Annotated in this window: 18 protein-coding genes and 6 pseudogenes; 16 read left to right on the forward strand and 8 right to left on the reverse strand. The window is 47.3% G+C overall.

Annotation, left to right across the window (positions count from 1 at the left end; genetic code table 11):
* Positions 1-3: 3 nt before the first annotated feature.
* The 16 genes and pseudogenes from DXA05_RS17220 (at position 4) to DXA05_RS17300 (ending at position 13990) form a co-directional block, all read left to right on the forward strand.
* Positions 4-396 (forward strand): DUF4134 domain-containing protein, encoded by a 393-nt coding sequence (locus DXA05_RS17220; protein WP_009121384.1) that lies wholly within the window; start codon positions 4-6, stop codon positions 394-396.
* Positions 397-399: 3 nt separating this feature from the next.
* On the forward strand, positions 400-723 hold the full coding sequence (locus DXA05_RS17225) for a DUF4133 domain-containing protein (RefSeq protein ID WP_117652429.1): 324 nt from the start codon (positions 400-402) through the stop codon (positions 721-723).
* Positions 720-2749 (forward strand): annotated as a pseudogene (locus DXA05_RS17230) (TraG family conjugative transposon ATPase). The gene DXA05_RS17225 and the pseudogene DXA05_RS17230 overlap by 4 nt, the downstream one beginning before the upstream one ends.
* 609 nt (positions 2750-3358) lie before the next feature.
* Positions 3359-5173, forward strand: coding sequence for a reverse transcriptase/maturase family protein (locus tag DXA05_RS17235; protein ID WP_117652430.1), 1815 nt, complete (start codon positions 3359-3361; stop codon positions 5171-5173).
* A gap of 107 nt (positions 5174-5280) precedes the next feature.
* Positions 5281-5727 (forward strand): annotated as a pseudogene (locus DXA05_RS17240) (conjugal transfer protein TraG); the annotation flags it as partial.
* 5 nt (positions 5728-5732) lie between these two features.
* On the forward strand, positions 5733-6347 hold the full coding sequence (locus tag DXA05_RS17245) for a hypothetical protein (protein WP_181986296.1): 615 nt from the start codon (positions 5733-5735) through the stop codon (positions 6345-6347).
* A gap of 43 nt (positions 6348-6390) precedes the next feature.
* Positions 6391-6750, forward strand: coding sequence for a DUF3876 domain-containing protein (locus tag DXA05_RS17250; protein WP_128859416.1), 360 nt, complete (start codon positions 6391-6393; stop codon positions 6748-6750).
* The gene (locus DXA05_RS17255; protein ID WP_120141350.1) at positions 6747-7376 is read left to right on the forward strand and encodes a DUF4141 domain-containing protein; all 630 of its coding nucleotides are present in this window, start codon (positions 6747-6749) and stop codon (positions 7374-7376) included. Before DXA05_RS17250 ends, DXA05_RS17255 begins: the two co-directional genes overlap by 4 nt.
* 3 nt (positions 7377-7379) lie before the next feature.
* Positions 7380-8393, forward strand: a complete 1014-nt coding sequence (gene traJ, locus DXA05_RS17260; RefSeq protein ID WP_117652432.1) for a conjugative transposon protein TraJ — start codon at positions 7380-7382, stop codon at positions 8391-8393.
* 32 nt (positions 8394-8425) lie between these two features.
* The gene (gene traK / locus DXA05_RS17265) at positions 8426-9049 is read left to right on the forward strand and encodes a conjugative transposon protein TraK (RefSeq protein WP_004326315.1); all 624 of its coding nucleotides are present in this window, start codon (positions 8426-8428) and stop codon (positions 9047-9049) included.
* A 252-nt stretch (positions 9050-9301) separates the two neighbouring features.
* A complete protein-coding gene (gene traM / locus DXA05_RS17275; protein ID WP_117652435.1) occupies positions 9302-10606 on the forward strand; it encodes a conjugative transposon protein TraM in 1305 nt (434 codons plus the stop codon).
* 46 nt (positions 10607-10652) lie between these two features.
* On the forward strand, positions 10653-11567 hold the full coding sequence (gene traN / locus DXA05_RS17280) for a conjugative transposon protein TraN (protein ID WP_117652471.1): 915 nt from the start codon (positions 10653-10655) through the stop codon (positions 11565-11567).
* Positions 11564-12121: a conjugal transfer protein TraO gene (locus tag DXA05_RS17285; protein WP_117877804.1), complete on the forward strand. Its 558-nt coding sequence runs from the start codon at positions 11564-11566 to the stop codon at positions 12119-12121. The genes traN and DXA05_RS17285 overlap by 4 nt, the downstream gene beginning before the upstream one ends.
* A gap of 6 nt (positions 12122-12127) precedes the next feature.
* Positions 12128-12988, forward strand: coding sequence for a toprim domain-containing protein (locus DXA05_RS17290; RefSeq protein WP_128859417.1), 861 nt, complete (start codon positions 12128-12130; stop codon positions 12986-12988).
* Positions 12985-13487, forward strand: a pseudogene (locus tag DXA05_RS17295) (DUF3872 domain-containing protein). Before DXA05_RS17290 ends, DXA05_RS17295 begins: the two are co-directional and overlap by 4 nt.
* Positions 13488-13534: 47 nt before the next feature.
* Positions 13535-13990, forward strand: a complete 456-nt coding sequence (locus tag DXA05_RS17300; RefSeq protein WP_128859419.1) for a glycoside hydrolase — start codon at positions 13535-13537, stop codon at positions 13988-13990.
* Positions 13991-14033: 43 nt separating this feature from the next.
* On the opposite strand, the pseudogene DXA05_RS28435 reads toward DXA05_RS17300, so the two are convergent.
* The 8 genes and pseudogenes from DXA05_RS28435 to tnpB form a co-directional block, all read right to left on the reverse strand.
* Positions 14034-14380: pseudogene (locus DXA05_RS28435) on the reverse strand (hypothetical protein).
* Positions 14380-14684 (reverse strand): annotated as a pseudogene (locus DXA05_RS17310) (helix-turn-helix transcriptional regulator). The pseudogenes DXA05_RS28435 and DXA05_RS17310 overlap by 1 nt, the downstream one beginning before the upstream one ends.
* Positions 14668-15003, reverse strand: a complete 336-nt coding sequence (locus DXA05_RS17315) for a type II toxin-antitoxin system RelE/ParE family toxin (RefSeq protein WP_007560861.1) — start codon at positions 15001-15003, stop codon at positions 14668-14670. The pseudogene DXA05_RS17310 and the gene DXA05_RS17315 overlap by 17 nt, the downstream one beginning before the upstream one ends.
* Before the next feature lie 56 nt (positions 15004-15059).
* The gene (locus tag DXA05_RS17320) at positions 15060-15818 is read right to left on the reverse strand and encodes a hypothetical protein (protein WP_117652442.1); all 759 of its coding nucleotides are present in this window, start codon (positions 15816-15818) and stop codon (positions 15060-15062) included.
* A 2-nt stretch (positions 15819-15820) separates the two neighbouring features.
* A complete protein-coding gene (locus DXA05_RS27820) occupies positions 15821-16384 on the reverse strand; it encodes a hypothetical protein (RefSeq protein WP_284515596.1) in 564 nt (187 codons plus the stop codon).
* Positions 16385-16449: 65 nt separating this feature from the next.
* Positions 16450-17424, reverse strand: a complete 975-nt coding sequence (locus DXA05_RS27825; RefSeq protein WP_284515597.1) for a hypothetical protein — start codon at positions 17422-17424, stop codon at positions 16450-16452.
* A gap of 563 nt (positions 17425-17987) precedes the next feature.
* Positions 17988-19659 (reverse strand): annotated as a pseudogene (locus DXA05_RS17335) (IS66-like element ISBf10 family transposase).
* Positions 19660-19734: 75 nt separating this feature from the next.
* On the reverse strand, positions 19735-20036 hold a 302-nt coding region (gene tnpB, locus DXA05_RS17340; protein WP_128859418.1), incomplete at its 5' end, for an IS66 family insertion sequence element accessory protein TnpB.

Below are 20036 nucleotides of genomic sequence, written 5' to 3' on the forward strand. Positions count from 1 at the left end.
CTGGTGACACCTGATGACGGTGTTGTATCACAGCGGTTTAAGCCTTATATATTTGCAGTCGAATTCAACATTTATGTCAAACCCCAAAATGATTCAACAATGAAGAGAAGAATCCTATTTTCAGTATTATGTGTGCTGGCAGCGGCAGGTGCCTTCGCACAGGGACAGGGTCTTGCCGGCATCAATGAGGCTACCAGCCTTATGACTTCGTATTTCGATCCGGCCACCAAATTGTGTTATGCCATCGGAGCCGTACTCGGTCTGGTCGGCGGTATCAAGACGTATGGCAAGTTCAGCAGCGGTGACCCGGATACGTCCAAGACTGCGGCAAGCTGGTTCTTCGCCTGCATCTTCCTGATTGTGGCCGCCACCATTCTCCGTTCCTTCTTCCTATAAGCCATGGATTACCGTATCAACAAAGGAGCAGGCCGTCCGATTGAGTTCAAGGGCTTGAAATCACAGTACCTGTTCTTTTTTGCCGGAGGCCTTGTATCGGTCTTTCTTGCGGTGGTTGTCCTGTATATGGCCGGTGTCAGCCAGCTGGTATGCCTGTCTTTCGGGGCGATATCCGGTACCCTTGCCGTATGGCTGACTTTCCGCATGAATGCCCGCTACGGTGAGCATGGGCTGATGAAGATGCTGGCCGAGAAACGCCATCCGCGCTATCTGTCAGCCCGTCGCAGAATATTCAGAGCATTAACCAAAAAGAAGAGAAAGAAATGAGAAGTGTATTGAAGGCCTGTGATCTGGAAGACAGATTCCCGATTCTGGCCGTGGAAAACAACTGCATCGTAAGCAAGGATGCGGACATTACGGTAGCCTTCGAGGTCGAGCTGCCTGAACTGTACACGGTGACGGCGGCGGAATATGAAGCCATTCACGGTACCTGGGTAAAGGCCATGAAGGTGCTTCCAAATTATTCGGTCGTGTACAAGCAGGACTGGTTCGTCAAGGAAAACTACCGGAGCGAAGGAAACGGGACGGAAAGTTTCCTGTCCCGCAGCTATGAGCGTCATTTCAACGAACGCCCGTATCTCAGACACCGCTGCTTCCTGTATCTGACAAAGACCACACGCGAACGTGCCCGTCGCCGCAGTGATTTCAGTACCCTGTGCCGCGTATATCCTTCCCAAGGAAATCACGGACTGGGATTCGGTCGTGAAATTCCTGGAGGCGGTGGAGCAGTTCGAGCGTATCATGAACGATTCGGGCATGTCAGGATGAAGCGTCTCAGAACGGAAGAGGTGGTCGGAACGGAAGAATGTCCCGGGCTGATTGAAAGATACCTGACTCTCGGTATGGAGGACACGCACCCCGTATTACAGGACATCTGCCTTGATCCGGAACGTATGCGCATCGGTGACAAACGTCTTTGCCTGCATGTACTTTCCGATACGGAAGACCTTCCCGGCAGTGTGGGCACGGACATGCGCTATGAGCGCTTATCCACGGACCGTAGCGACTGCCGTCTTTCGTTTGCGGCTCCGGTAGGACTCCTGCTTTCATGCAACCATGTCTATTCGCAGTACGTGTTCATCGATGACGCGCAGGAAATCCTGCAACGCATGGAAAAGACCTCACGCAACATGCTGTCCCTGTCGAAATACAGCCGCAGCAATGCCGTGAACTATGAATGGGCAGAAATGTATCTTGACGAGGCGCATACGAAAGGGCTTGTTCCGGTACGGTGCCACTGTAACGTACTGGCCTGGGCGGAAGACGAGGAAGAGTTAAGGCGTATCAAGAACGATACCGGCAGCCAGCTTGCCTGATGGGATGCGTACCCCATTACAACACGATAGATACTCCGGTGCTGTACTGGTCTGGTATTCCCGGCAATGCGGGCGATTTTCCGGCTGAGGAAAGTTTCTATACCTTTCTGGAACAGGCTGTCTGCCTGTTTGCTTCGGAAACGAATTACCGCAGTTCGCCCAGCCCGTTCGGTATCCGTATGACGGACAGGCAGAGCGGCGTACCGCTTCATCTGGACATCAGTGACCTGCCCATGCGCAAGGGAATCATCACCAACCGCAACAAGTTCATACTCGGTCCCTCCGGCAGCGGTAAATCCTTCTTAACGAACCATCTTGTCCGCCAGTATTATGAACAGGGTACCCATATCCTGCTGGTGGATACCGGAAACAGCTATCAGGGACTTTGCAGCCTGATTCATGACCGGACACATGGCGAGGACGGTATCTATATCACCTATGAGGAGGACAATCCCATCGCCTTCAATCCGTTCTATACGGATTCCGGGGAATTTGACGTGGAAAAGCGTGAAAGCATCAAGACACTGATACTCACACTCTGGAAACGTGAGGATGAAGCCCCAAGGCGTTCTGAAGAAGTGGCCCTTTCTGGAGCGGTGAACGCATACATCCGCAGGATAACGGAAAACAGGGATGTCAGACCCGATTTCAACGGATTCTACGAGTTTGTGCGTGATGACTACCGCCGGATGATTGAGGAGAAGAAAGTCCGTGAGAAGGATTTTGACATCGACGGTTTCCTGAACGTGCTGGAACCGTTCTACCGTGGCGGTGATTATGATTTCCTGCTTAATTCGGACAAGGAACTGGATCTTACCAACAAGCGCTTTATCGTATTTGAACTGGACAATATCAGCGGAAACAAGGTGCTTCTGCCCGTGGTCACGCTGATAATCATGGAAACCTTCATCGCTAAGATGCGCCGTTTGAAAGGCATCCGTAAGATGATACTCATTGAGGAATGCTGGAAAGCCTGATGTCCGCCAATATGAGTGAGTACATAAAGTATCTTTGTGCGCCCGTAAAGGTTGCATCGTAAATATCTCTTTGGCAAGAGATTAGGAACGTGTTCTTTGAAAAATAACCTATCATCAGCCGACTTATCTGTTTCGGGAAAACTTAACCGAGCAGGGAGTGTAGCATGTCGGAAAAGTCATAAGTCAGTTAGTTACCAAACTGCGACTGAATGGCGAGATGAAAAGATAGATATGAGGATAAAGTCCGAATTGATTGAACGATAGTCTGAGTGGTCCCCCTTGAGGCTATGGCGTAAGGTAACTATCAACCGCCATATCGTGATAATACTTCAGTGAATAGGTATGAATGTAGCAAGAACTTATCACGACACAAGCGCAGTAAGCGATTAAAGGACGGAAGTCGTATCCGACAATCTATCATGCCAACAGTTACGATGTGATAAACGGGGATTACCTATCCCGAAGTGCCGAAAGGCTATTAGGTTTGACCTATGAAAATTCGGAGTGGTAACGGAGCTTCCATAGTAGTCCGAGCAAGGTAACACCTTGTACATGGCGAAGGGAAGCAGCTAATTATTAATACAATTAACGGAAAATGTGAGAGACATTATGAGAAGTCCAGAAAGAGTATTAAACAGTCTGTCAGAACACAGTAAGGATGCAAGCTATAAGTTTGAACGCCTTTACAGAATTTTGTTCAATGAGGAAATGTTCTATGTTGCCTATCAGCGTATTTATGCTAAAGAAGGTAACATGACTAAAGGTTCGGACGGTCAGACCATTGACAACATGAGCCTGAAACGAATTAAAAAGTTGATTGATACGTTAAAAGACGAAACGTACCAGCCCCAACCGTCAAAGAGAGTGTACATACCGAAGAAAAACGGTAAGAAAAGACCTCTTGGCGTACCGACTTTCAATGACAAGTTGATACAGGAAGTGGTAAGAATGGTATTGGAAGCCATATACGAGGGGAGTTTTGAATATACCTCGCATGGGTTTCGTCCCAATCGAAGCTGCCATACTGCATTAACTCATATCCAAAAGGAGTTTAGCGGTGCAAAATGGTTTGTAGAGGGAGATATAAAAGGCTTCTTTGATAATATAAACCATGATGTATTGATAAGCATTCTTTCGGAACGCATTGCGGATGAACGATTCATCCGATTGATACGCAAGTTTTTGAAAGCTGGATATATTGAAGAATGGCAATTCCACAATACTTACAGTGGCACACCGCAAGGTGGTATCATCAGCCCGATATTGGCTAATATATACCTTGACAAGCTGGATAAGTATATAAAGGAATACACTGCCAAATTCGACAAAGGGAAGAAACGAAAATTCAGTAGAGAAAGTATGGACTATAAAAATGCAAGAAGCCGTACTGTGCGAAGATTGAAGTCCGTAAAAGACGAAAGGCAAAGGACAAAGCTAATCCTTGAACTGAAAGCAATAGAACAAGGACGGGCTAAATATCCCAACGGCGAAGAAATGGATGCCGATTACAGAAGGATGAAATATGCAAGATATGCAGATGATTTTCTTGTGGGAATTATCGGAAGCAAGCAGGATGCGCTACAGATAAAGGAAGATATTAAAAACTTCCTTGCTGATAAATTGGCATTGGAACTGTCCGATGAAAAGACACTTGTCACCCACACGGAAAGACCTGCCAAATTTCTCGGATATGAAATCACTGTAAGAAAGTCCAACGACCAAAAAAGGGATAAACGGGGTAGATTAAGAAGAAGAACCTATGGTAAAAGGGTCTGCTTAAATGTCAGTATGGAAACTGTCCGTAAAAAACTTTTCAATTTGGGAGTCTTGGAACTGACAAACCGTAACGGAAAGGAAATATGGAAACCGAAATGTAAATCGGGACTGATATTCAATGACGACCTTGAAATCCTTGATAGTTATAATCGAGAAATCGTGGGTTTCTATAACTATTACTCCATAGCTAACAACTGCGCCCATGCCTTGAATAATTTCAGTTACATCATGGAATACAGCATGTACAAAACGTTTGCAGGCAAATACAAGTGCCGCACACGTGAGGTAAACAAGAAATATCGCAAGAACGGTAGGTTTACCATAAAGCACATGACTAAAACAGGTGTAAAGGAAAGATACTTTTATAATGGTGGGTTCAAACGAAAAAAGCCCACCTATAAATCGGAATGTGACACTATGCCACGGACAATTTATACCGCAGGGCGGACAAGCCTTGTTGAAAGACTAAAAGCCCGTGAGTGTGAATTATGTGAAGCGACAGACGACCTTGTTATGCATCATGTAAGGAAACTAAAGAACTTACAGGGCAAGGAAAGCTGGGAACGACACATGATTGCCCGTAAACGCAAGACGATTGCCGTGTGCAGGAGTTGTCACAAGAAGATACATGACGGAAAGATAGACTGAAATTAGTGGAGAGCCGGATACGCTGAGAGGTGTAAGTCCGGTTCGGGGGCGAGCTTTTGGAAACCTGCCATAGAAATATGATAAGGCGCCGGGTGCTTAGCCTACTTAAGACCGTCAGAAAATATTTCGGTGAGGCCGTGGTGGTCACCCAGGAAGTGGATGACATCATCAGTTCCCCTGTCGTAAAGGAAGCTATCATCAACAACAGTGACTGCAAGATTCTTCTTGACCAGCGGAAATACATGAACAAGTTCGACCATATCCAGCGGCTTCTCGGACTGACCGACAAGGAACGCGGACAGATCCTGTCCATTAACCAAGCCAACCATCCCGGACGTTTCTACCGTGAGGTCTGGATCGGTCTTGGCGGTACCCACTCGGCCGTGTATGCCACGGAAGTCAGCGATGAGGAATATGCCGTATATACCACGGAAGAGTCGGAAAAGCTGGAATTGCAGAAGCTGGCCAGGGAACTGGGCGGAAATCTGGAACTGGCCGTGAAACGCATTGCGGAAATGAGAAGGGAAAGGAAAAGGTCAAACGGTAAAGCATGACGGTTATGAATGACAGTTTTGAATCGGATGAAAGAAAGCGTAAGGAGACCATTGAATGTCTCTACTGGTCCCTGATGAACGGATGGGACATACCGAAGGATATCCGTGAATATTACGGATTTTCAGAAGACTATGAGCTGTATCACCGGCTTGAAAGTATGGAACCGGAAGATTACAGGGAAAGAAGGCTCAGAGGCGAGATACCTGATGCCGTAGAGGTCGATGTAAGACTGACACATGCTGTGGAGAAGGTCTTCGAGCGGCTTTGTTCCCCTCCTCCCGTACAGTATCTCGACAAGCTGTACGGGGAACTGGAAAAGCTGGGAGGTTTCATCGCCAACCCGAAGAATATTGACAGCCCTTTCATTAATTCCTGTTTTCTCATGAAATACGGCATTGACCGGAATTCCCCGGATGAAATCAGGCGGCAACAGTCAGAAAAGGCCTATAAGGAACTTTATGCCAGGTTTGAAACCATGGTTGGCCTGAAGTCCCCAAACAAAAAGGACGATGCCATTATCCGCAAGGAATGCCGGCAGCCAGCCTGTAAGGACAGGCCGACCGGAAAAGTCCGCATCCCTGTCAGTCCGAAGCCAAAGAGACGCAAGATGGGACTTTGAGAGATTCAGTAAAACAAGAACAACATCATTAAAAAGACAAGACATGAAAAACAGACAGTTGTACAGACTGGCCGCCTGCCTGATCGGGGCGGCATCACTGCTGTTGCAGAGCTGTAGTGAAAGCAGGTTCAAGGACTGTGACCGCCTGTGCGGTTCATGGAGCAGTGTGGAAGGCAAGCCCGATGTCCTTATATATAAGGAAGGGGACGCCTACAAGGTGACGGTTTTCGCCCGCAGCGGAAAGACACGGAAGCTGAAGTCGGAAACCTATCTGCTGGTGGAAGAAAACGGTAACCTGTTCATCAATACCGGCTACCGCATAGACATCGCCTACAATGAGGCGGCTGACGTATTGACCTTTTCTCCGAACGGTGACTATGTAAGGAAGGAGGTGCGTCCATGAGAAAAAGACTGCTGCTGCTTTGTGCAGGAACCTTTTTTCTTGCCGGACAGATACGGGCACAGTGGGTGGTGACCGATCCGGGAAACCTTGCCCAGAGTATCATCAACATGTCGGACAATATCGTGCATACCTCTTCAACCGCGACAAGTACCGCCCAGAATTTTGCGGAGACGGTGAAGATATACCAGCAGTACAAGAAATACTATGATGCCCTGAAGTCCGTCAACAATCTGGTGAAGGATGCCCGTAAGGTCAGTGAGATCATCCTGATGGTCGGTGACGTGTCGGAAATCTACGTGACCAATTTCCAAAAGATGCTGGGTGACGAGAACTTTTCTCCCGAAGAACTGGATGCCATCGCTTTCGGTTATACCAAACTTCTGGAAGAGAGCAACGGGGTGTTGCAGGACCTCAAGCAGGTAATCAACGTCAGCACCCTTTCCATGACCGACAAGGACCGTATGGACGTGGTGGATGACTGTTATACCAGTATGCGCCGTTACCGCAATCTCGTGAATTACTATACGAACAGGAATATAGCCGTGAGTTTTCTGCGTGCCCGCAAGAAGAATGACCTTGACCGTGTCCTGAAGCTCTATGGCAATGACACCTCCAAATACTGGTAACCTATGGTATTGTTATCCGTGGATTTCTCGAATCTCCATACCATTCTGGAGAGCCTTTACAATGAAATGATGCCCCTTTGCGGGGATATGCTGGATGTGGCCAAGGGACTTGCCGGACTCGGTGCCCTGTTTTATGTGGCCGTCCGTGTCTGGCAGTCGCTTGCCCGTGCCGAACCGATAGACGTGTATCCGCTTCTGCGCCCGTTTGCGATAGGCATCTGCATCATGCTTTTCCCGACTCTGGTACTCGGAACGATGAATACGGTGCTGAGTCCGATTGTGCAGGGAACCCACAAGATGCTTGAGGGGCAGACGATGGACATGCAGCAGTACCGTGAACAGAAGGACAGGCTGGAACGTGAAGCCATGCTCCGTAATCCGGAAACGGCCTATCTGGTCAGCGATGAGGAGTTTGACCGTCAGCTGGACGAGCTCGGATGGTCGCCCGATGCCATGGCAACCCGCATGGGCATGTATATGGAAGTGGGCATGTACAATCTGGAAAAGAATATCCGTGACGCCTTCCGCAGTCTGCTGGAACTGCTTTTTGCCGCGGCATCCCTGCTTATAGATACGGTAAGGACCTTTTTTCTGGTTGTATTGTCCATCCTCGGTCCCATTGCCTTTGCCTTCAGTGTGTGGGACGGTTTCCAGTCCACGCTCAGCCAGTGGTTCACACGTTACATTTCCGTCTATCTGTGGCTTCCCGTGAGTGACCTTTTCAGCTGTATGCTGGCCAAGATTCAGGTACTTATGCTGCAGAACGACATCCTGGAGCTCCAGAACAATCCGAACTATTCGTTGGACAACTCCAATTCGGTATATGTGATCTTCATGCTGATAGGTATCATCGGATATTTTACCGTGCCGACCGTGGCCGGATGGATTGTGCAGGCAGGCGGTGCCGGAAACTACAACCGAAACATCAACCGTACCGCGACCAAGACCGGAGGATTTGCAGCCGGTGCCGCAGGTTCCGGACTGGGAAATATCGGAGGGCGTCTGCGTGGAAAATAAACTGAACAGGAACATTAAAATCATGAAAACAGATGGAATTCAAATCACTGACCAATATTGAAAGCAGTTTCAGACGGATACGCCTGATGCTTGCGGTCTTTGTCGGATGCTGCACGCTCGTGACCGTCTTTGCCCTGTGGAACTCATACCGCTTTGCGGAGAAACAGCGTGAGAAAATTTATGTACTCGATGGCGGCAAGTCACTGATGCTTGCCCTTTCACAGGATCTTTCACAGAACCGTCCGGCTGAAGCTAGGGAGCATGTAAGAAGGTTCCATGAGCTTTTTTTCGGGCTGTCACCACAGAAGGATGCCATCGAGCACAATATCAACCGTGCCTTGCAGCTGGCGGACAAAAGCGCCTATCATTACTATGTGGATTTTGCCGAGAAAGGATATTACAACCGTCTCATTTCCGGTAATATCAATCAGGTGGTACGGGTGGACAGCGTGGTCTGCGACTTTTCCGGATACCCCTACAGGGCCAGGACGTATGCCCGCCAGATGATTATCCGTGAGAGTAATGTGACGGAACGTTCGCTGGTGACTGACTGCCAGCTTCAGAATACGTCCCGTTCCGATGACAACCCCAACGGCTTTATCATCGAACATCTGACCATACTGGAAAACAAGGACATAAGGAGCGTAGAGCGATGAAAAGGAACCTGACGAGACAGGCGAACCTTCAACTCAGGAGGTTCTGCCACAGACTTACCGTTAAACAGCGCAAGGCCGTTCTCTGGATACTGTTTGTCCCGTTTACCGCCGCATGTGTCTATACGGCATGCAGACCGTTTATAGGCAGTAATAATCGGGAGTCCGGAATGGAATTTATGGAAAAGGATTCACTCCGTATGGAGTTCATTCAATCTATTGTAAGAAATGGAGAAAGAAAAAGTCAAGAAAGTAATGGAACGGCTGATGAAACCGTTCAGGCTCCGGTCTTCAAAGGACAGGAAGCCGCTGAGTGAGGAACAGAAACGCAAACGCGCCGGATTTGTGGTGTATCCGCTGATGTTCCTGCTGTGTCTGGGAAGTTTCTATCTGATATTCTCACCTTCCGGGCAGGAACGGGAGCGGCAGGATAAAGGACAGGGATTCAATACGGAAATCCCTTCTCCCGAGGACAGCCGCCTGGAAGGAAACAAGAAGGATGCCTATGAAAAGGCTCTGATGGAACAGGAAAGCAGGAAAAGGAAGACATTCTTTGAAGCTGCGGAGTCCATGTTTGCCAAAGAGGAACGGAAAGACAGTGTCCGTCTTCCCGATAACATTCCACCGGAGAGGCAAACAAACACGGAAACGGAAACAGAAAAAGGAAATGCCGGACCGGTCAGTTCCTCGGCCGGAGCCTACCGTGAGATGAACCGTACGCTGGGAAGCATCTATGAACCGCGGACCGATCCGGAAAAGGAAAGGCTTCTGGAAAGGATTGAGGAACTGGAGCGTATGCAGCAACAGCAGCAGAAACAGGAGCCACTGTCAGGCATGGAGGAAAAGATGGCCCTGATGGAAAAATCATACGAACTGGCCGCCAAATACAATAACCGTCAGGCAGTGGAGACTCCTTCTCCCGTCAGAAAAGCGGAGGACAAAAAAGCCATACCGGTGAAACAGGTTCACAATGAGGTGGTATCCTCGCTTTCCAGACCTATGAGCGACGAAGAGTTCATATCCGCCTTTTCGGGAGAACGCAATGCCGGTTTCAATACGGCTGTCGGCCGGAAGACAGTAACGGAAGGCAATACCATTGCTGCCTGTGTACACGGAACACAGACCGTATCCGACGGACAGGCCTTGCGCCTGCGGCTTACCGAGCCCATGTCCGTTGCCGGACGTTTCATACCGAAAGGGACCGTACTGGTAGGTGGCACACGCATACAGGGTGAACGGCTGGAAATCATGGTCAATGCCGTGGAATACAAGAGAACTATCCTGCCGGTGGAGCTAGAAGTCTATGATCTAGACGGACAGCAGGGAATCCTGGTGCCGGGTTCACTGGAATATGACGCTGCCAGGGAGATTGCCGCCAACATGGGAACCTCGATGAACAGCAGCATCAACATTTCCACAGATGCCGGGGCGCAGATTGCCTCCGATCTGGGAAAAGGTGTGATACAGGGCGTTTCCCAGTACATATCCAAACGGATGCGTACGGTAAAGATTACTTTGAAGGCCGGACACCGGGTACTGCTCCATTCACCGGAGAAATGAAATACAGGAAACTATGAAAGAAAAGACAACCATTAAACAAAAGCACATGAAGAAGATTCTGATGATGTTTGCCCTTTTACTGGGCGTATCGGCTGCCTGGGCGCAGCAGAGTAGCGGTGATTATTATGAGGGGCTGACCCGCAAGATCGGTTTCAGCCAGATGATTCCGCCGCATGGACTGGAAATAACGTATGACAAGACTGTCCATGTCATTTTCCCTGCTCCGGTCAAGTATGTGGATCTTGGTTCTACAAACCTGATAGCCGGCAAGGCCGACGGTGCCGAGAATGTAATCCGAGTAAAGGCCACGACACGAAATTTCAGGGAGGAGACCAATATGTCTGTAATAACCGAAGACGGGAACTTCTATACCTTCAACGTGAAGTATGCCGATGAGCCGCTGCTGCTGAATGTGGAGATGTGTGATTTCATCCATGACGGAGAATCGGTGAACCGTCCCAACAATGCCATGGAAATCTATCTGACCGAGCTGGATAACGAGTCACCCCGTCTGGTACGTCTTATCATGAAATCCGTGTATGAGAATGACAAGCGCCGTATCCGTCATATCGGCTGCAAGCGTTTCGGTATCCAGTATCTGCTCAAAGGACTGTACACCCATAATGACCTGCTTTATTTCCATACCCAGGTAAAGAACTCCTCGAATGTGCCCTTTGACGTGGATTTCATTACGTTCAAGGTGGTGGACAAAAAGGTGATGAAGCGTACGGCCATGCAGGAGCAGGTGATTTATCCGCTGCGTGCCTACAATTATGTGACACGTGTAAACGGCAGGGATTCGGAATGTACGGTATTTGCCCTTCCCAAGTTTACAATACCGAACGATAAGAAACTGGTTGTGGAGATGTATGAGAAACAGGGTGGCCGTCACCAGAGTTTTGAGGTGGTCAACGAAGACCTGGTGCGTGCGGAAACCATCAACGAACTGAAGGTACGATGAGAACGAAAGTATTGTATATGCTGGCATTGCTGCTTGTCCTTTCCGTAGGACAGGCAGAAGCCCAGCGGATTCTGCCAAGGATGCAGGGTGTGGAAATGCGTGGAGGTATGGCTTCCGATAACGGATACTATATGGGAATGATACTTTCAAGCTATGCCAAAGGCGGGAACAAATGGGTATATGGAGCGGATTACCTGCATATGAAACACGGTTACCGTCATGTGACCATCCCTTCGGCGCAGTTTACGGCAGAAGGCGGATATTACCTGAATATCCTTTCCGATGCGGGAAAAGTGTTCTTCCTCAATCTGGGAGGATCGGCACTGGCTGGATATGAGACGGTAAACTGGTCCGATAAAAAACTCTATGACGGGGCCACTCTGAAAAACGGCGATGCCTTTGTGTACGGCTGTGCCCTGACGCTGGAGATGGAACTATACCTTGCCGACCGTGTGGCATTGACGGCTTCCTTGCGTGAACGTTTCCTGTGGGGCGGAAGTCTCGGACATTGCCATACCCAGTATGGAATCGGCATCCGTTTTATGATAAATTAGTGGGTTATGGAACTGGAAGAGATTAGACAGATTTCCCTTGTCGGTTTTCTTGAAAATCTGGGGCATATGCCTGTATCCCGTAAAGGAAATGATGTCTGGTTCAGATCCCCTTTCAGAAATGAGAGAACCGCATCCTTCAAGGTGGATACGCAGCGGAATGTCTGGTTTGATTTTGGCCTCGGAAAGGGAGGTGACATCTTCCATCTTGCCGGAGAACTGACCGGAAGTACCGGTTTCATGGAACAGCTGGAGTTCCTTTCAGGGAAATCCGGCATCCTTCCCCTCCGGCCTTTACAGGAACGTAAGAAGATACCCCGCGTTTCCGGATTCGAGGACGTGAAAGTGACGGAACTGAGTCATGAGGCATTGAAAGGTTACCTGAAAGAGAGAGGCATTGATCCGGCCATAGCCGGGAGATTCTGCAAGGAAGTGGCATACGGAATACGGGGCAAACGGTATTTTGCCATAGGCTTCATGAACCGGAGCGGCGGCTATGAACTCCGTAACCCGATGTTCAAGGGATGCATCTCTCCCAAGGACATTTCCTGTGTGTCCCTGTCCGGAAAGAAACAGGATACGTGCTGTGTGTTTGAAGGATTTGTGGATTTCCTTTCGGCATTGGTATTGCGGATTGTGAAGGACGAGGACTGCCTGGTGCTGAACTCTGTATCCAATCTGGAACGGTCGTATGCCGTTCTGGAGGGTTACGGTAAAATCCTGTGCTTTCTTGACCGTGATCGGGCCGGGATTACTGCACTGGAGACTTTGAACATACATTTCGGGAATAAGGTTATGGACTGTTCCGGTTTGTATGATGAATTAAAGGACTTGAATGAATATCTGACAAAAACAAAGGAAAACAAATGAAGACAGAAAAGAATATAAGAAAAGGATTTGGGCTGGCAGGCAAGATTGCCATGTTCTGCATAGTTCTGGTCAGTCTTGTACTGACCTCGTGCGAATCCGAGCTGGAAATCCAGCAGAGTTATCCGTTTACCGTGGAAACAATGCCGGTTCCCAAGGAACTGAACAGGAATGAGACGGCGGAAATACGGTGTGAACTCAAAAGTGAGGGCGATTTTGACGGTACGGTCTATACGATCCGTTATTTCCAATATGACGGGGAAGGTTCCCTGAACTGGACAACGGTCTTGAATTCAAACCGAATGACCGTTATCTGTTGGAGAACCGGAAGTTCAGGATGTATTATACTTCACTATGTGACGAGGCGCAGAACTTCATTGTCGTTGTCGAGGACAATTGGGGAAACATGACGGAAATGGAATTTGACTTCAATGATGCAGGCGATGAAGAGACGGATGCCGTGGAAGATTCTTTGTCAGTTCAGGAAGGAGGTGCCCTATAATAACCGTTAGACTTCTAAGGTCAGTACTGCCATTGGTGGTACTGGCCATGACGGTAACTTCCCTGCGTGCACAGGAGAATGTGGAAGACTCACGTTGGGAAACGGCTGTCAGGTGTATCAAGAAATACGAAGGATGGCATGGTCCGGAACATTATCCGTATGTTGCATACGGTCACCGTATCAGAAAAGGGGAAAAGTTTCCCGTCAGTCTGACAGAAAGTGAGGGAGACAGTATTCTGAGAAAAGACCTGAAGGAAATGTGTGCGTTGTTCCGTCATCTGGGAAAGGATTCGCTTTTGGTTGCATGTCTGGCATACCAGGTGGGACCATATAGGTTGCTCGGTTATGGCAGGATACCCCAAAGCACGTTGATAAGGAAACTGGAAGCCGGTAACCGGGACATTTATGCGGACTTCATACGATATTGTCACTATAAGGGAAAGAAAATTCCGTCAATTGAAAGGAGAAGAAAAGAAGAATACAGATTACTGTTTATGCCATAGAAAACAAGACAGCCGTGAATTTATCATGATTCACGCTGTCTTGTTATAATATCCTGTCTAAAAAAAGTGACAGGGGATAAATGAACCGATTATACTGTTTCAGAGCATCCATATCCAGCTTCATGTTTTTGTAAGGATTTGAATCGTCTGTATAGAAATAGATGTCTGTTGTCTGGTTACCATTTTTTATAATTTTCCCGTTCAATGGTATCGCGTCCACATCCTCGAACTTTTCAAGGGGAAGGCCTCAATAGAACCGGTTTCCTGTTTGCCGAGACTATTTGTATAGTGATTGAACAGTACAAATCCTTTTCGGGCATAATCAATGTGAATGCCGTATGGACGGTTGCGGTAAAAGTTTTCTCTGGCTTTTTCCTGATAATTTTCCATTATAATACCGGTTTGACAATTTCAATCTTCAATCCGAGTGCATCAATGATACGGCAGAACGTACTGATACCCGGATCTACAATACCTTTTTCTATTCTGGAGATATAGGACTTGTTGGTCCCGATTTTTTCAGCCAGTTCGGACTGGGTCATCTTTTCCTTCTTTCTGGCATCGCATATAATCTGTCCCATGCAGTAGGCGTATGCTCCTTACGGAACTCCTCACGTTCAGGTGTTCCCGGCTTGCCGAATTCCGCATCCATGATAGCATCGATGCTGGTCAGGTTTTCATTTCTTGCTTTCATAATACTCCTCCTTTATCTTTAATGCTTTTTCTATTTCAGAAGGCGGTGTCTTCTGTGTCTTTTTCTGAAATCCGTTGAACAGGATTACGATGTTCCCGTCATCAAATATGAAGAATACCCGGAAGATGTTGCCTCCATATTCAGCACGGATTTCATAGAGCTCTTCGCGCAGATACTTTACGAACTTGCTGCTTACCCTTTCCTGTACTTTCAGCATATCAAGAATGTAGTATATCTTACGGGCTTCCTCTTTTCTGAGAGATGAGATAAAGTCCATGAAATAATTCTTGTAGGCTGATATGGTCCTTTCCTGTTTCATGCTGCAAATATATATAAAGTTTACATATCAGGCAACTTTGAAAAGATGAAAATAAATTATTCCTCATTTTCCAAGTTGGTAAAGTTAAAACATTCCGTAACGATGAAGTCTTCTCCTCCGTATTCTGCCAACGCCATGAAATCGGACAGGCTGTCGCAATAGAAGAAGATGGCATCATCATGCTCTTCCGGAATGTTTTCGAGTGCTATGGAAACTTCCGTTTCTTTCATATCATCTTTCCAGATGATACGGCATAAGGCCAGTTGCGGTTCGGTATTGTAAGTCTCTGTAAACTCTTTATATTTCTGAGATATTCCCTTCTTTACTTCAGATGTGTCGCTTATGACTACTCCGGTTTTACAGTTGTCGCACCACCCATACTGAAAAGAGTCATCTGTATAGTGGTCAAAGTCCTTTGTATTGGGATTTATCATCGCTTCACAGGTTACGTTTGTACTTCCGCATTTGCAGCATATAACATTATCTTCTTTTATATGGAAGATGTTTGTTATGGCTTCCAGAATATCGTTAAGCCATACCGGATTGGCTAGAGCCGCCTCATGGCGGCTTGTTACCTTGTAATTTTCTCCGGTTATCTTATCATGGACTTCAAGTGTGATTCCTTTTCCGACAGCAGTTACCTTGTGTACGGAACATTCGCACGGATCACCTATCTTGTCAAACCAGATTACGTAAACCGGATTGTCATTGTCTGTCAGTATTACTTCGGAAACCGAGTTTACCTTCATCAGTGCAAGTATCCTGCCGATGATTTCATCGCACAGGTTTTCAATTCTTTTTTGGAGAATATTCATATTCAGATAAGATTTAGATGTTGGACTTCTTTTTTGTATTTCTCCAGTGAAGGCTTGTATCCCTGTTCATGGATAACGTCCTTCAGCTCTTTCAGGGTATAGGTCCGGGCTATGTCCAGTCCGTAGTCTTCCGCAAAGGCTTCTATTCCAATCAGACAATACCCCATATTGCGGTGTACCGTTTCTGCATTGATTTCCATAGAGTCATCTGTTCCTTTGGGGAGTACAGCCTGCTCCTTCAATTGACGGATCTTGTATTGCAGGCCGGAGGCGAGCCTTTCCATGTTCCTGTCATGGTAGGTCAGCCCGTCCTTGCGGATACAGTATTCCACTGTCTGCCCCATGAAAGAGTTGCGGAATATTTCGCAACCCAGTATGGTACGGATATGTTCCACCTCATAATACCGCATGGCCTGTACATCCTTCAAATCCTTTTGAATCTTCGGAATCCGGAATTGCGGGTCGTTGTCACATATTGTCTTTTCCAGCCATGTCCGGTGGAATGTAGTAATCTGTTTTCTGAACACTGTCTTGGCAGGCATATATCGGTTGGGATGGCGTGTCATGATAAGATAGTATTCACTTTCATGCCATCCGCGTTTACATTTTTGTAAGGCGATGTAAGCGAGTCCTATACGGCAGTATCGGCGGCTGTCATCACGGTCCCTGATATGCTTGAAATCCGTTTCACATCCATAGAATTCGGCTGGAAGCCTGTATATTTTTGGAATTCCATGACCCGTTCCTTGAAATACCGGATATTATCCTGGTCTTTTTGACATAACAGCCTGGACATTTCAGGTGTGATGAATTCCATCCGCAGATAATGGAAGTATTGAGGTTTCTCCTTGAGAACCTTCTCGGCAAGTTTTCTGGTCTGTAGTTTCTTCGGCAGTTGAGGGAGCCAGCGCAGACTATGGCCGTATTCGGTGAAATATTCCACAAGTTCCCTGTTCCAGCGTTCCGATGGAATATCAGGGTAGAACGAATCCCTTCTGGCCAGTGCCATACAAACCTCTTTCGTCATCAGGTTCGGTTCAAGAATGAAGTTGTAACTGTTGATTTCTCTTTTTACTTCAAGTGTATGAATAAGTCTTTCCGGTGTCCGGAACCGTCTGGGAAGTTTGTTAAACAGGTTAGGTTCCAGCTCCATTGCTTTGTCAGCCATGGCATCATCCGCATGTTTGGAGAACCACTCGTAATGTCCGTATGAATCGAAAATGCCATGCAGGTTGCCTGTCTTGTGACAGATGGCCTTCCATACGGTGTCATAGTCAAGCCAGCGTGTATCCACTTCCTTGATACAGCGTATGGCCCATTCCTTGTAGTATGCTGCCTGTTTGAAACATTTAGGCATCATTTTGTCGATAGTCATGGTTGCGATACGTCCGTCATGGATCAGTTCTTTCCAAAGTCTGAAATCCTTGGCTTGTCGCGGAACGAAAGAAAGCATGACGCTTGTTTCATATAAGAACTGCTGTTCATACCTCTCTGAACAGTACCGGTAACCTCCGTTTTGCTGTACGTCACGGTAAAGGGAGTATATTGCATCACGGACTGTTCCGTTGTTCCATGAGGATGAAGGTATCAGATGCAGGTAGTGCATGAAATTCCTGTGTGCGAACAGCGATTCAAGTATGTCACTGTTCCTGTATTTTTCCGGTATGTCAGGAAAATTACTCTTTTCGGCCTTTATTGCCCTTAGACAAATCTGGCGATTACGTTTTTCTTCAGGTATCTTCGAAAGCTGCCAGGAACGCCATCCGTAATCATCTGTTTTGAATAGTAAGTATTCGATAAACTCCCTCGTATATTGGGTAACGTATGTTCATAATGTCGTTTATTCATTTTATCGTTCTATGATTTATTGTTACATCAATTCAACCCAAAGATGTGCGGGTTCTATAGTAATTGATATTATCCCTACTAATGGAGCGGATAAAAGGAAGTTTTTCCCCTTTGCCCCTTATTTTCCTGTGACAAATGTGATAAAGCGATATTTTTATCCCTACTTTCCCGCCATAATTGGTATAAAAGGGTATTCTTTCCCTTATTTTCCCTATTTATCGGGGATAATGAAGATAAAAACGGCACTTTATTCCCTATTTTCCCGTCTTGATTGGCATAAAACGGTAGTTTTCCCGTGTTTAGGCGAGATTTACGAAGGTATCAGGAGTCTTTCTTGGGAGATTCCGGTGACGTAACGGATAATATCTTGCCCTTGGATAACAGATTGTCAGGTAACAATTCGGCCAGATCCATCGAGTAGTCATCGTCATAATCATGTATATGTTCAAGGAAGTAGATCAGCCACGTGCGGAAGTCAGCCCCGGCAGCCTTGCAGCAGCCGAAGAACGAGTAGAGCACCGCCGCATCTTCAGCGGCATCATTATTGCCACAGAACAGGTAATTACGTCTGCCGCACGCGACAGGCCGCACTTTATTTTCTATCTCGTTATTATCCGGTCTGTAACGACCGTCCAAATGGTACCTGGAGAGTTTGTCGAACCTTCCGTATGTATATTTTATGGCTTTTCCGATCGGACTGTCTTTCATTACTTTGGGATATTCATTGACCAGCCATTTCTCGAAGCGCACAAGTATGGGATATGCAAGACGTGCCCTAAGTTCAGCCCTCTGTTCGTAAGTCAGGCGTTCATCGTCAGCCTTACGCTCCACGTCATAAAGCAACTGTATCTGTGCGAGCGCATAGTCGGCACGCTGCATGTCATTCTTTCTTGCCTCCCAAAAATGTCTGCGTGCATGGGCCCAACAGCCAAGAAGGATAATACCTTTCTTGCGTCCAGCATCTCGTACCTTTCGTATCCGTCCGTCTGTATGGCTCCCCGGAACTTGCCGAAGAGTTTCAGCACCACCTTTCCACTTCGGGAACCCTTGTCATAGTAAAAGAACTGACGTCCGGTCATGACACTGCGCACAAGCCAGATATAACCTTTGACCGTCTTGTGTCTCTCGTCATTCATCACGGGGATTGTCGTTTCATCCGACTGTATGTAGTCAGTCTGCATCACCAGCTCCCATAATCGGAAGTAAAGGGGCCTTAGCAAATCCGCCACATCCTTGAACCAGTCGTTGACCGTTGACGCGGGGAGATGTACCCCCACACGTTTGAACTGTTCCAGTTGCCTGTGGAACGGTATGTGATCCACATATTTCCCTATCATCATGTCTGCCAGCAATGAGGCAGAGGCATAGCTCTTTGCTATTGGCATGACGGGAAGCGGGCCGGTCTTGAACTCGTTTGTACCCTTCCGTTTGGCTGTATGGCGCACTATCCTGCGGATATAGAACTTCTCGGGCTCGTGCATAAGGATCTCGGTCACTTCCTCTCCGGGAAGGAGCGTCCACTCTTCCGGATTATACCCTTCGGGATATATATGGACCACCTCACGCTCAAGATTCTCCGGAAGGGATTTTCTCGCAGGATGCTGCTTCCCCGCTTTTTTACGGGCGATGATCGCTTCTCTGGTAGCCTTCAACTCCTTTTCTGCTTCTTCTGCGGCTTCAGCCTCCTGGGGAAGCATGTCAAAGCCTTCAAAATCCAGCCAGCGGTCCTGGGCGTCAGGCTTTATGAACTTTTCCGCCTTCTTACCGTACAACTGCCGTTCAAGATAGGATACACGTTGCTCCAGACTGTTGATTTTTGCTTCCTTTTGGGCGATTATGGCATCCTTGTCAGACAATAAAGCTCATACACCTCTTTGTCCGCAGCTTTAAGGGGCTGCGTGGACACCATCTCCTTCAACCGGCTGTTTTCTCTATACAGACAGTCGCATTTGTGCATGAGATCCTTTATCAGTAATTCCTTATCGGTTGGCATAATCGTTTAAATATGATGCTAAGATACTAAAAAACAGCCGGAATACGGCATTGTATATGTTATAATTTGTTACAACTACAACCCATGGAAACCACTCCTTTTATAACGCCTGACCTTGCTGCCGTCCATTCCTTGAACCATCATCACAAGGTCATTCCAGAAGGTTTCAATCGCTTTAATCCGACCTTCCTCCGTATTTATGACCGGCAGATGGAAGTGCCCATGTTCCAGCCTCATATGGTATATCACCAGACCACCATATTCCATATGGAGGATTTTCATACAGGTACAATTCGCATTGATAAAAATGAAAGCGTCACCGTCCCGTACATTCTTTCCCATCTGGTTGGTCACGATGCCGCTAAGCGTATAAAAAC

Origin of the sequence: Bacteroides sp. AM54-2NS (genome assembly GCF_003602935.1) — a bacterium.
GTDB lineage: Bacteria > Bacteroidota > Bacteroidia > Bacteroidales > Bacteroidaceae > Bacteroides > Bacteroides xylanisolvens.